This is a genomic window from Escherichia sp. GZ89, from assembly GCF_019366485.1.
GTDB classification, from domain to species: domain Bacteria; phylum Pseudomonadota; class Gammaproteobacteria; order Enterobacterales; family Enterobacteriaceae; genus Escherichia; species Escherichia fergusonii.
This window is the reverse complement of sequence record NZ_JAEOHX010000013.1, coordinates 48,238-60,555: the sequence shown is the minus strand read 5'-3', so window position 1 is coordinate 60,555 and position 12,318 is coordinate 48,238. Positions and strand designations below refer to the sequence as shown.

Annotated in this window: 11 protein-coding genes; 4 read left to right on the top strand and 7 right to left on the bottom strand. The window is 52.1% G+C overall.

From position 1 onward, the window contains the following. Nucleotides 1–43 precede the first annotated feature (43 nt). Nucleotides 44–172 (bottom strand): manganase accumulation protein MntS, encoded by a 129-nt coding sequence (gene mntS / locus K0335_RS18255; RefSeq protein WP_015953298.1) that lies wholly within the window; start codon nucleotides 170–172, stop codon nucleotides 44–46. Nucleotides 173–357: 185 nt separating this feature from the next. Between mntS and mntR the strand changes: the two genes are divergently transcribed. Then, nucleotides 358–825 carry a manganese-binding transcriptional regulator MntR gene (gene mntR / locus K0335_RS18250; RefSeq protein ID WP_000091028.1) on the top strand — a complete coding sequence of 156 codons (468 nt, stop codon included), beginning with the start codon at nucleotides 358–360 and terminating at the stop codon, nucleotides 823–825. Further along, nucleotides 822–1,937 (top strand): anion transporter, encoded by a 1,116-nt coding sequence (locus K0335_RS18245; protein ID WP_000009649.1) that lies wholly within the window; start codon nucleotides 822–824, stop codon nucleotides 1,935–1,937. Before mntR ends, K0335_RS18245 begins: the two co-directional genes overlap by 4 nt. Nucleotides 1,938–1,996: 59 nt before the next feature. Here K0335_RS18245 and ldtB read toward each other — a convergent pair whose 3' ends face one another. Then, nucleotides 1,997–2,917, bottom strand: a complete 921-nt coding sequence (gene ldtB / locus K0335_RS18240; protein WP_001056390.1) for a L,D-transpeptidase — start codon at nucleotides 2,915–2,917, stop codon at nucleotides 1,997–1,999. Between the two features lie 218 nt (nucleotides 2,918–3,135). On the opposite strand from ldtB, the gene K0335_RS18235 reads away from it, so the two are divergent. Then, nucleotides 3,136–4,728: an ABC-F family ATPase gene (locus tag K0335_RS18235; protein WP_000961458.1), complete on the top strand. Its 1,593-nt coding sequence runs from the start codon at nucleotides 3,136–3,138 to the stop codon at nucleotides 4,726–4,728. A 199-nt stretch (nucleotides 4,729–4,927) separates the two neighbouring features. On the opposite strand, the gene ybiV is transcribed toward K0335_RS18235, so the two are convergent. From ybiV to K0335_RS18220, 3 genes are all read right to left on the bottom strand, one after another. Continuing rightward, the gene (gene ybiV / locus K0335_RS18230) at nucleotides 4,928–5,743 is read right to left on the bottom strand and encodes a sugar-phosphatase YbiV (protein ID WP_000114259.1); all 816 of its coding nucleotides are present in this window, start codon (nucleotides 5,741–5,743) and stop codon (nucleotides 4,928–4,930) included. Nucleotides 5,744–5,888: 145 nt separating this feature from the next. Then, on the bottom strand, nucleotides 5,889–8,321 hold the full coding sequence (locus K0335_RS18225; RefSeq protein WP_219393992.1) for a glycyl radical protein: 2,433 nt from the start codon (nucleotides 8,319–8,321) through the stop codon (nucleotides 5,889–5,891). Between the two features lie 5 nt (nucleotides 8,322–8,326). After that, nucleotides 8,327–9,226: a glycyl-radical enzyme activating protein gene (locus K0335_RS18220; RefSeq protein ID WP_001340108.1), complete on the bottom strand. Its 900-nt coding sequence runs from the start codon at nucleotides 9,224–9,226 to the stop codon at nucleotides 8,327–8,329. 130 nt (nucleotides 9,227–9,356) lie between these two features. Between K0335_RS18220 and fsa the strand changes: the two genes are divergently transcribed. After that, nucleotides 9,357–10,019, top strand: a complete 663-nt coding sequence (gene fsa, locus K0335_RS18215; RefSeq protein ID WP_000424897.1) for a fructose-6-phosphate aldolase — start codon at nucleotides 9,357–9,359, stop codon at nucleotides 10,017–10,019. A gap of 87 nt (nucleotides 10,020–10,106) precedes the next feature. On the opposite strand, the gene moeB is transcribed toward fsa, so the two are convergent. Then, the gene (gene moeB, locus K0335_RS18210; RefSeq protein WP_000829212.1) at nucleotides 10,107–10,856 is read right to left on the bottom strand and encodes a molybdopterin-synthase adenylyltransferase MoeB; all 750 of its coding nucleotides are present in this window, start codon (nucleotides 10,854–10,856) and stop codon (nucleotides 10,107–10,109) included. Continuing rightward, a complete protein-coding gene (gene moeA / locus K0335_RS18205) occupies nucleotides 10,856–12,091 on the bottom strand; it encodes a molybdopterin molybdotransferase MoeA (protein ID WP_104919497.1) in 1,236 nt (411 codons plus the stop codon). Before moeA ends, moeB begins: the two co-directional genes overlap by 1 nt. Nucleotides 12,092–12,318: the final 227 nt, after the last annotated feature.

Below are 12,318 nucleotides of genomic sequence, written 5' to 3'. Positions count from 1 at the left end.
CAGTCAATAACCTGGCCGTGAGGAGCGGCGTACCGCGACGCCGCTATTTATCGGAAGGTTTATCTTGCTGCGGTTTGTTGTTGAACATATCGCACAGCATGGAGAGCAGCATTAACCGTACTTTAAAGGGAGAGTGACTGAACACGCGCATACACCTCTTGAACTCGTTCATAAGACCTCCTGACTTGCTAATCCCGTCGATCCTTGCGGAATGATTGCGTTACATACAGATATAGCACAGGCTATATTATATAGCTATTGCTAAAACGTTAAATTTTTGTGCCTGGACAACTCTGGTTTACAATGTGCGCACTTAAAGAGAACGCCATAAATGCGTCACCAGAATGAGGAAGCACAATGAGTCGTCGCGCAGGTACGCCAGTAACAAAAAAAGTGACGCAGTTAGTGAATGTTGAAGAGCATGTTGAAGGGTTTCGCCAGGTCCGGGAGGCGCATCGTCGTGAGCTTATCGACGATTATGTTGAGTTGATTTCTGATTTGATCAGAGAAGTTGGTGAAGCGCGGCAAGTGGATATGGCTGCCCGACTTGGTGTTTCGCAACCTACCGTTGCAAAAATGCTTAAGCGTCTGGCATCAATGGATCTGATTGAAATGATCCCGTGGCGTGGGGTGTTCTTAACGGCGGAAGGGGAGAAACTGGCGCAAGAAAGCCGTGAGCGCCACCAGATTGTAGAAAATTTTCTGTTAGTGCTTGGTGTCAGCCCGGAAATTGCCCGCCGTGATGCTGAGGGTATGGAACATCATGTCAGTGCAGAAACACTTGAAGCGTTCCGTCTGTTTACTCAACAGCAGGGCGTAAAATGAGTTTTCCTCTTTTACGATCGCTTCAGCGCGATCATTTTTTTCAACTTTTAGTTCTTGTTGGTATTGGCCTAAGTTTTTTTGTTCCCTTTACCCCAAAATCCTGGCCTGGCGCCATTGACTGGCACACAATCATTACTCTCAGTGGGCTAATGTTGTTGACCAAGGGCGTGGAGTTAAGTGGCTATTTTGATGTGCTGGGTCGCAAAATGGTGCGCCGCTTTGCCACAGAGCGTCGGCTGGCAATGTTTATGGTACTGGCAGCGGCGCTGCTTTCTACCTTTCTGACCAACGATGTCGCGCTGTTTATTGTTGTTCCGCTGACGATCACGCTCAAAAGACTGTGTGAGATCCCGGTGAATCGGCTGATTATTTTTGAGGCCCTGGCGGTGAACGCCGGATCGCTCCTGACGCCGATTGGCAATCCACAAAATATCCTTATCTGGGGACGTTCTGGCCTTTCGTTTGCCGGGTTTATTGCCCAAATGGCACCGCTGGCGGGGGCGATGATGGTGACTTTGTTGGCATTGTGCTGGTGTTGTTTCCCTGGAAAGGCGCTGCAATACCATACGGGGGCGCAAACACCAGAATGGAAACCGCGGCTGGTGTGGAGTTGTCTGGGGCTGTATATCGTCTTTTTGACGGCGCTGGAGTTAAAACAAGAGCTGTGGGGACTGGTGATTGTGGCGGCGGGCTTTGCGCTGCTGGCACGTCGCGTGGTGCTCAGTGTGGACTGGACGCTGCTGCTGGTGTTCATGGCGATGTTTATCGACGTCCATTTACTAACCCAACTGCCAGCTTTGCAGGGCGTCTTGAGTAACGTGAGTCATTTATCCGAACCCGGATTATGGTTAACGGCAATCGGTTTATCGCAGGTGATCAGTAACGTGCCGGGTACTATTTTGCTGCTGAACTATGTACCGCCGTCGTTGCTGCTGGCCTGGGCGGTGAATGTTGGCGGTTTTGGCCTGCTGCCTGGCTCACTGGCGAACTTGATTGCGTTACGCATGGCGAATGATCGCCGTATCTGGTGGCGTTTTCATCTTTACTCGATACCCATGTTACTGTGGGCGGCTCTGGTAGGATATGGGTTGATTCTACTCAAGGCTGGGTAAGGGCTGGCAAATAAAAAAGGCGGATTATCAGTCCGCCTTTTACATTCAGTCAGTGAAGATTAATTCAGACGAACGGGCATCCCGGAACGGTTTTTAATCGCTTCATCCAGAACAACCTGATCGACGTCTGGCTGGCTGGTGACACTCTGTACACTCTTCGTCAGCTTGATCGGCACAATTTCCTGACCTTCAAATTGCGCTTCCGTGGTAGACAGCGGGTTATGGACTTCAATGTAACGGCTGCCGTCTGGTTCGGTGGTTGCTTTCACTGGCTCATCAATAAACTGTACGCGAGTTCCAACGGGAACTTGCTCGAACAGGAACTTGATATCTTCATTACGCAGACGCACACAACCGTGACTTACACGCAAGCCAATGCCGAAGTTAGCGTTGGTGCCGTGAATCGCATACAGACGACCGATATACAATGCATAAAGCCCCATCGGGTTATCCGGGCCAGCCGGAACGACTGCCGGAAGCGGTTCGCCCGCAGCGCGGTACTCTGCGTGCATTTTGGCGGTTGGCGTCCAGGTCGGGCCTGCTTTCTTACGTTCAACCTTCGTCGTCCAGTTGATTGGGGTGTCTTTACCTAACTGACCAATACCAATTGGTAGCACAATTACGGTGTTGGTGCCTTTCGGATAGTAGTACAGACGCATTTCTGCGCTGTTGATGACGATACCTTCATGAACGGTATCTGGCAGGATCAGTTGCTGAGGAATATTCAGTACTGTACCGCCTTTTGGCAGGAAGATATCCACACCTGGGTTAGCTTCCATCATGTTAGATAAGCCCATCTGGTACTCGGTCGCAAAGTACTCCAGCGGCTGAGAGTTACCTTCCGGAATGGTCACGACCTGATTCTGACCAACCAGGCGACTCCCGTCGGTTGGCAGGGGATAAGTTACCGCAGAAGCGGTACTGCAAAAGCCGACAACAGCGAAGGCCGCTGCGAATAACGTTTTCAATTTCATGTTCATGTTATGCGAGATTTAGTGCCTGGCAGGCCATTGGGTTGAGAATATTAGAGTATTGGAAGCGCATTATAAGTTCATTCCTGCTCACAGTGAAATCAGATGTGTACGAAATCACATTTTTTGCCTTTGGGAAGAGTGTAGACCTTAAGCGGGGGACGGGATCTTCTTTCAGACTTATGGCATAATACGCGGTTTGTCATATCTCTTTTCAGGATACGCCTGTGTTAGTTTCCAGTAACGTCACCATGCAGTTCGGCAGTAAGCCGTTGTTTGAAAACATTTCCGTCAAATTTGGCGGCGGCAACCGTTACGGCCTGATTGGCGCGAACGGTAGTGGTAAATCCACCTTTATGAAGATCCTCGGCGGCGACTTAGAGCCGACGTTGGGTAACGTTTCCCTCGATCCCAACGAGCGCATTGGTAAGCTGCGTCAGGATCAGTTTGCCTTTGAAGAGTTCACCGTGCTGGATACGGTGATCATGGGGCATAAAGAGTTGTGGGAAGTGAAGCAGGAGCGCGACCGTATCTATGCTTTGCCGGAAATGAGTGAAGAAGACGGTTATAAAGTGGCCGATCTGGAAGTAAAATACGGCGAAATGGATGGTTACTCTGCGGAAGCTCGCGCCGGTGAACTGTTGCTTGGCGTGGGAATTCCAGTGGAACAGCACTACGGCCCGATGAGTGAAGTAGCTCCTGGCTGGAAGCTGCGTGTGCTGCTGGCGCAGGCGCTGTTTGCTGATCCAGACATACTCCTGCTCGACGAACCGACCAACAACCTCGACATCGACACCATTCGTTGGCTGGAACAGGTGCTGAACGAGCGTGACAGCACCATGATCATCATCTCGCACGACCGTCACTTCCTTAACATGGTTTGTACCCACATGGCGGATCTGGATTACGGCGAACTGCGCGTTTATCCAGGCAACTACGATGAGTACATGACGGCGGCGACTCAGGCGCGTGAACGTCTGCTGGCTGATAACGCCAAGAAGAAAGCGCAGATTGCTGAGTTGCAATCTTTCGTTAGCCGCTTTAGCGCCAACGCCTCGAAATCTCGCCAGGCGACTTCGCGTGCGCGCCAGATTGATAAAATCAAACTGGAAGAGGTGAAAGCCTCCAGCCGTCAGAACCCGTTCATCCGTTTTGAGCAGGATAAGAAACTGTTCCGTAACGCGCTGGAAGTGGAAGGTCTGACCAAAGGGTTTGATAACGGTCCACTGTTTAAAAATCTCAACCTGCTGCTGGAAGTGGGCGAAAAACTGGCGGTATTGGGTACCAACGGCGTCGGTAAATCAACGCTGCTGAAAACGTTGGTGGGCGATCTGCAACCGGATAGTGGCACCGTAAAATGGTCTGAAAACGCGCGCATTGGTTACTATGCTCAGGACCACGAATATGAGTTTGAAAATGATCTGACCGTGTTCGAATGGATGAGCCAGTGGAAGCAGGAAGGCGATGACGAGCAGGCGGTACGCAGCATTCTCGGTCGTTTGCTGTTCAGCCAGGACGACATCAAAAAACCAGCGAAAGTGCTTTCCGGTGGGGAAAAAGGGCGGATGCTGTTTGGTAAGTTAATGATGCAGAAGCCGAATATTCTGATCATGGACGAACCGACCAACCACCTGGATATGGAATCTATCGAGTCGCTGAACATGGCGCTGGAACTGTATCAGGGTACGCTGATCTTTGTTTCTCACGACCGTGAGTTTGTAAGTTCCCTGGCGACCCGTATTCTGGAAATCACCCCGGAACGCGTGATCGACTTTAGCGGTAATTACGAAGATTACCTGCGTAGTAAAGGGATCGAGTAAGTTATTGTCAGTAGCCCTGATATGGTCAGGGCTACTGAAACTGATGACAAATGCAAAATTGCCTGATGCGCTACGCATATCAGGGCTGGCAGTGTATCGCAATATATTGAATTTGCATGATTTTATAGGCCGGATAAGGCGGTCACGCCGCATCCGGCATAATGACGTGCATTTTCTCAATGAACTGAATTGGCAATTATCAAAGAGTAAAAGGCGGTTTATTTTCCAGCACCGCCTGAATCACATTCAGTGCGCCTTCATGATTATTATCATCGGTAGCATAACGGGCGATTTGTTTAATATTTTCCGCAGCATTGCCCATCGCAAAGGAATAACGTGCCATTTTCAGCATCTCTGCATCGTTACCGCTGTCGCCAATCGCTACCACATTTTGCGGTGACAGATCCCAGCGTTTCAGTAACCGTGAAATACCATTCGCTTTATGCAGGCCAGGAATAATCAGGTCGATAAAGCCAAAACCACTGGTAACCGGCTTCATAATGCCATCGAGTGCTACGTGCAGTTTGTCGATCACTAACGGGATTTGTTCATCCGGCAGGTTGAGCGAAAACTTGAACAGTACGTCGTCAATCTCTTGATAATCTTTTACAGGTTTCAGGCGATGGTAGTGTTTTGCCATCAGTGCGACGAATGCTTCGGGGGCATTTTCGCTGACATATGCACTTTGCAGACCGCAGGCGACAAAATTGAGTTGCTTATCTTTTAGCAACTCGCCAATCACAATCCGCGATTCATGTCGGGTCAATTCGCCGTGGAATAACTGCTTGCCATGTTCGTAAACCAGTGCGCCGTTTTCCGCGACAAAAGAGATCTCATCCTTTAGCTCAGGAAAGAACGAAATAAGCTGGTAATACTGATTACCGCTGGCGACAACGAACTCAATGCCGCGCTTTTTAAGTTCCTGATACTGCGCCATAAAACGTGGTTGGTTGTACGTTTTGGCGTCGTTAAGAAAAGTACCGTCCATGTCTGTGACGATAACTTTTACGCTCATAGGTGTGCTCCTGGCTCGAAAATGAAACCTTAACAGTGTAATAACAATGTGACGCAGAGCACAAATTATATTTCGAATGAAAGTGAGAGCGAAATTGATGATGTGAATGATTTGGCCCGGCGACGACGCCGCCGGGCTGAGGGGATTACAGCATGTGTTCGGTACGGGCGATGATATCGTCCTGTGCGTCTGGAGAGAGCGCGGTGAAGAAGGCGGAATAACCCGCTACGCGTACCACCAGATCGCGGTATTGATCCGGATGTTTCTTCGCCTCCAGCAATGTTTCGCGGGAAACAATGTTGTACTGAATATGCCAGCCTTTATGCACCTCAAAGAAGGTACGTAGCAGGATCATCAGTTTCTGCTTGTCAGATTCGTTCTCCAGCGTTGCCGGATTCAGTTTCTGGTTGAGCAACACGCCGCCGAGAATCGCTGCCGTAGGCAGTTTACCCACCGAGCCAATGACCGCCGTTGGGCCGAGATGGTCAGTACCGGAGGCCGGACTAGCGCCTTCTGCCAGCGGGGTATGTGCTTTACGTCCGTCCGGCGTTGCCATAGTCTGCGCGCCAAACGGTACGTTAGCGGAGATAGACGATGTGCCCGCATAATAGTTGCCGCCAATCGGACCACGACCGTAGCGCGGGTTATGGTACTGCTTCAGTTCGTCGATATAGGTCTGATAAGCGCGAGCCAGCAGCGTATCGACAGTATCATCGTCGTTGCCGTACTTCGGCGCGCCGTTAATCAGCCGCTGACGCAGCTGCTCGTGCGTCAGGTCGTCGAAGTCATCCGCCAGTGCGGCAGCCAGTTGTTGCTGACCAATCGCGCCCTGTTCAAACACCAGTTTCTTCACTGCCGCCAGGCTGTTGCCGAGGTTAGCAATGCCGACCTGCAGGCCAGAAACCCAGTCATACTTCGCGCCGCCTTGTTTAATGCTTTTCGCTCGCACAATACAGTCATCCACCAGCGCCGAGCAGAGAATATCGTGCACGTTCTCTTCCAGCATGGTGTCGACGACATATTCGATTTCGATCGATTTGCGGGTGTAGTAACGGATTTGCGTATCCCACGCGTCCATTACTTCATCGAAGTTGTTGAAGTTACCCGCTGACAACGCTTTTTCTTGTGGCAGGAACACTTTGCCGCTGGTGGCATCACGACCGCCTTCCAGCGCCGCCAGCATCACGCGGGCGAAGTTGATAAAGCTCATCCCGGTGCAGCGATAGCCCCATTTACCGCCGACAGCGGTTTCGATACAACCAATTGCTGCGTAGTCGTAAGCGTCCTGCGGTTCAATACCGAGTTTAATAAATTCCGGGATCACGATTTCGTCGTTGTTGAACGCCGGCATCCCGAAGCCGCAGCGGATCACCTGTACGCAGGCATCGAGGAAATCGTTACTCATTCCCGCGTGGTAGCGCACGCTGAGGTTAGGCTGAGTGGAACGCAGGCGGCCGCAAGATTCGAGGATTGCGTAAGAGAGTGGATTCACCGCGTCCATCGGCTGACCATTAACCAGATTTTGCCCGCCAATGGTGACGTTCTGATACAGCGGACTTCCCGCAGAGGCTTTTGAGTGCGAGCCGGAGCGGATCTTGTTCACTTCCAGCAGTTTCAGCCAGCAGCTATGTAGCATCTCGATGGCGTGTTCGCGATCCAGCGTCTGGTTCAGTTCAACGTCGCGGCGATAGTACGGGTAGAGATACTGGTCCATACGACCAAACGATACCGAGTGTCCGTTGGATTCGATCTGCAAAATCAACTGGATGAAGTAGCACAGTTGCAGCGCCTGCCAGAAAGTCTGCGGCGGCTGGTGGGCGATAAGGTCGCAGTTTTCGGCCATCGCCAGCAGTTCATCGCGACGGCTTTCGCGGGGTTCGGTATCGGCCATTTCACGCGCCAGGGCAGCGAAACGTTCAATATGTTCACTGACCGCCACCAACACGATATCAATCGCTTTCAGGAACTGCTCGCCGTGCAGATCTTCCAGCACGGTCAGGTTAATACGCGAGCGGCGCTCCGCCACTTTCTCGCGCAGACCATCAAGCCCTTTTTCCAGCAACAGCGGGAAATTGACCGCCAGGTGCGCATCGCCGGAGGTCATATTACCTTCCGCTTTAATGATACCGGTCGCCAGCAGGCCTTTTTGCTCATCGGTAAACATGCCATAGCAGCGATCTTGTACGGTCTGACCGCGCCACCACGGGCACACTTCATGCAGAACGCGTTTGTTCTCTTCGCTCACCGCAAAACCTGCACCCGGACGATCCGCCAGATCATCAATCTCTTTTTCGATCCAGGAGACGGTATATTCCGGGAAGATCGGCGCGGCGCGAACTTCGCTTGCCTGGTTGCCGATGATCAACTCATCGTGCTTGATCCAAATAGTGCGATTCGCCAGGTGATGGGCCAGCGCCAGAGCGCGACGTACCGGGATCGGCTTATCGAGATGTTGTTGATACATCTCGGTATAGTGCTGCGCGCGCTCGGTACAGACCGGCGGTTTCACAATATTCACCAGCGCATTTTTGTGCGCTTTAATGCGGTCGCTGAGCGTGTCCAGTTTCAGTGTGGTCATGGTTGTTATCCTCGTAAGGTCGCGGTTAACCCTTTCTGGCAGGCATACTGCTGGGCAAAGTCGAGCAGTTCTGGCGCATCAAGCGGTTTTTCCGGGGCGTCATAGGGCAGATTAAGTAAGTGATATTTGTTGATGCCCAGCGTGTGGTAGGGCAGGAAATGAATTTCGCCGACGTGCAGCTCGTCGGCGGCAAAATCAGTAATGGCTTTCACAGAGGTTTCATCGGCATTAAAGCCCTGAATCAACGGCACGCGGATGATGATTTTTTTCCCCGCCGCAGCGAGTTTTTTCAGGTTATCCAGCACTCTGGCGGCGTTACCGTCGGTCCACTGTTTAAACGGCGCGTCGGCAACATGTTTTAAATCGGCAAGAAACAGATCGATATAGGGCAGAGAAGGGGCGATATATTTCCACGGCACATGCAGACAGGTTTCTACCGCAGTATGAATGCCGGCCTCGTGGCTGGCTTGCAGTAGCCCCATCGCCATTTCCGGCTGCATAAACGGTTCACCGCCAGAAAGCGTTAAGCCGCCGCCGCTGCGATCGTAAAACGGTTTATCACGCAGAACAGTCGCCATGATCTCCTCTACGCTTTTCACTTCACCACACACGGTTAACGCCTGTGTCGGGCAGCAGTCGGTTAACGCCGTCAGATGCTCCGGGGTTAACTTTTCCCGATGAATAAGCAAACCATTCAGCGCGCGCTCAATCACTTCCGGCGCGGTCTTAGCGCACAGCTCGCAGCCTTCCAGACACAGACGTGCGTCATACAGAAGATCCTGCGTGCGGGCGCGGCTTTCCGGGTTCTGACACCAGCGGCAGCCCAGTGAACAGCCTTTAAGAAAAACGACCGTGCGGATACCGGGGCCGTCATGGGTCGAGTAGCGCTGAATATTGAAAATCATAGTTGCCTCTCTGTTTCGTTCAAACATTAAAATACTTTCGAATGAAAGTTAGATTGATGTGCGTCAACTGTTCAGAGAGTTTTCCCGTGATAGTCTACATTCAGACAAAAAGTACATTTTGAGGATGGTTATGGAACTGTATCTGGATACTTCAGACGTTGTTGCGGTGAAGACACTGTCACGTATTTTTCCGCTGGCGGGTGTGACTACTAACCCAAGCATTATCGCAGCGGGTAAAAAACCGCTGGACGTTGTACTTCCGGAGCTTCACGAAGCGATGGGCGGTCAGGGGCGTCTGTTTGCCCAGGTAATGGCTACCACTGCCGAAGGGATGGTGAATGATGCACGTAAACTGCGTTCTATTATTGCAGATATCGTGGTGAAAGTTCCGGTGACTGCTGAGGGGCTGGCTGCTATTAAAATGTTAAAAGCAGAAGGGATTCCGACGCTGGGTACGGCAGTGTATGGCGCGGCACAAGGGCTGCTGTCGGCGCTGGCAGGTGCGGAGTACGTTGCGCCTTACGTCAACCGAATTGATGCTCAGGGCGGTAGCGGTATTCAAACTGTGACCGATTTACACCAGTTATTGAAAATGCATGCGCCGCAGGCGAAAGTGTTAGCCGCGAGTTTCAAAACCCCGCGTCAGGCGCTGGACTGCTTATTGGCAGGATGTGAATCAATTACTCTGCCACTGGATGTGGCGCAGCAGATGATTAGCTATCCGGCAGTTGATGCCGCCGTGGCGAAGTTTGAGCAGGACTGGCAGGGTGCTTTTGGCAGAACGTCGATTTAACCGGACGTTCTGCATCCTCATAAATTGCTGATGACGTGGCGGAGTGCACCGATGCTTGCCGCGTCTTATCAGACCTGGAGGTGGCAATTACTGCCCGCACACCTCGCACCCCGGATTACGCATCAGTTTCATTTCGCGAAACTGGCAAGTCATCGCATCGTACATGACGATTTTTCCGTTGGCAGGTTTGCCATAACCTGCCAGCAGTTTGATCGCTTCCATTGCCTGCAACGAACCAATCACCCCGATCAACGGTGCCATCACGCCCGCTTCTACGCAGGTTAACGCATTTTCGCCAAACAAACGGCTAAGGCAGCGGTAGCAAGGCTCGCCGTCCTGATAAGTGAAGACCGTGATTTGTCCTTCCATGCGAATTGCCGCACCGGAAACCAGCGGCACCTTTGCGGCAAAACAGCCAGCATTCAATTGATTACGTACCGCAACGTTATCCGTACAGTCGAGCACCAGATCGTGTTCAGCAATTAATGCAGCAAGCTCAGCGTCATCAAGTAACGCATTCACCGGCGTAATCGCGATATGTGGATTGATCCGCGCCAGTGCGTCACGGGCTGATTCCACCTTCGGTTGCCCGACCGTGGCATCACTATGTAGTGTCTGGCGTTGCAGATTTGAGAGCGAAACCGTGTCGAAGTCGAGCAGCGTCAGGTTGCCGACACCGGCGCTTGCCAGATACTGCGAAGCTGCACAGCCGAGTCCACCGAGGCCGACGATCAGCACACGAGAATCTTTTAGCGCCTCCTGACCGTCAAAATCAAAACCGCGCAGAATGATTTGCCGGTTGTAGCGCAGCATCTCCTGATCGCTGAGTTCCGCCATTACAGGCCTCCGAACAACGCGTTAAACGGTTCTACTTCCACCCATTCGCCCACTTCCACATTGCCGCGCTCGCGCTCCAGTACGATAAAGCAGTTGCCGAGGCTAAAGGAGCTAAATATATGTGAACCCTGATGTCCGGTGGTCGTCACTTCCAGTTCGCCATCGGCGTTGCGTTGCAGCACGCCGCGCTGGAAATCAAGGCGTCCTGGCGATTTCTTCAGAGGCGATGCCGTGCGCACACGCTGGCGCGCGGGCAGGCCGCTGGCGGTATTGCCGCTTAGTTTTGCCAGCAAAGGCTGTACCAGTTGATAGAAGGTCAGCGTTGCTGAAACCGGGTTGCCCGGCAGGCCGCAGAACCAGCTATTGCTGAGTTTACCGAACGCGAACGGTTTACCTGGTTTAATCGCCAGCTTCCAGAAGGCGATCTCCCCCAGCTCTTCAAGAATGGTTTTGGTGTAATCCGCTTCACCCACTGAAACACCGCCGGAACTGATCACCACATCCGCCTGGCTGTCGGCTTCAATAAAAGCGGCGCGAAGGGCATGGGGATCGTCGCGGATAATCCCTAAGTTGATTACCTCGCATCCCAGCTGTTCTAACATCAGGTGTACGGCGAGACGGTTGGTATCGTAGATTTGGCCGTCGCCCAGCGGCTGGCCTGGCAACTGGAGTTCATCACCGGTAGAAAACAGCGCTACACGCACTTTACGAATCACCGGAACTTCGGCAATCCCCAGTGAAGCAATTACTGGCAGCTCTGCGGTAGTCAGGCGTGTTCCCGCTGGGAAAACAACCGCACCCGCAGAGATATCTTCACCGCGACGGCGAATATTTTGCCCGCTACGCACTTCAGCAGTAAAACACACGCCATTGTCCGTTTGTTCAGTCTGTTCCTGCATGACCACCGCTTCGCAGCCTTCCGGCACTGGCGCACCGGTCATAATACGAATGCAGGTACCCGCAGGCCATTCACCATGGTACGGCTGACCGGCAAAGGATTTACCGGCAACGGGAAGCGGTTGCCCGGAGGCAATATCGGCTAAACGCACCGCGTAGCCGTCCATAGCGGAGTTATCAAACCCCGGGACATCAAGCGGCGAAACGACATCGCTCGCCAGAATACGACCAAAACACTGTACCAGCGGCAATGTCTCAACGGCTGTCAGCGGGGAAACTCGCGACAACATCTCAGAAAGGGCCGTATCAAGCGGCATAAGTCCGGCGTTAAATTCCATGAATCGACTCCTGCGGGGCAAAAATGAGATCTTTCTATTATGTCAGAAAAGCGCCTCAGACTGTATGCCACCTCGGATGTAGCGTTTTACATGCCGGGCGATACTTTCTTTATGCAAAAATCGAATGAATATTTGCCAGGAAATCTGATATTTATAAAAAGTTATAGAGTTGTATCAATTGTATGTTTATGTTGTTCGACACCTGACTTTCCATGCTATGTAAGGAG

Excerpts from the sequence above, each read along its gene's own strand:
- mntS (WP_015953298.1), bottom strand. The coding sequence starts at position 172 with ATGAACGAGTTCAAGAGGTGTATGCGCGTGTTCAGTCACTCTCCCTTT.
- mntR (WP_000091028.1), top strand. The coding sequence starts at position 358 with ATGAGTCGTCGCGCAGGTACGCCAGTAACAAAAAAAGTGACGCAGTTA.
- K0335_RS18245 (WP_000009649.1), top strand. The coding sequence starts at position 822 with ATGAGTTTTCCTCTTTTACGATCGCTTCAGCGCGATCATTTTTTTCAA.
- ldtB (WP_001056390.1), bottom strand. The coding sequence starts at position 2,917 with ATGAACATGAAATTGAAAACGTTATTCGCAGCGGCCTTCGCTGTTGTC.
- ybiV (WP_000114259.1), bottom strand. The coding sequence starts at position 5,743 with ATGAGCGTAAAAGTTATCGTCACAGACATGGACGGTACTTTTCTTAAC.
- K0335_RS18225 (WP_219393992.1), bottom strand. The coding sequence starts at position 8,321 with ATGACCACACTGAAACTGGACACGCTCAGCGACCGCATTAAAGCGCAC.
- K0335_RS18220 (WP_001340108.1), bottom strand. The coding sequence starts at position 9,226 with ATGATTTTCAATATTCAGCGCTACTCGACCCATGACGGCCCCGGTATC.
- fsa (WP_000424897.1), top strand. The coding sequence starts at position 9,357 with ATGGAACTGTATCTGGATACTTCAGACGTTGTTGCGGTGAAGACACTG.
- moeB (WP_000829212.1), bottom strand. The coding sequence starts at position 10,856 with ATGGCGGAACTCAGCGATCAGGAGATGCTGCGCTACAACCGGCAAATC.
- moeA (WP_104919497.1), bottom strand. The coding sequence starts at position 12,091 with ATGGAATTTAACGCCGGACTTATGCCGCTTGATACGGCCCTTTCTGAG.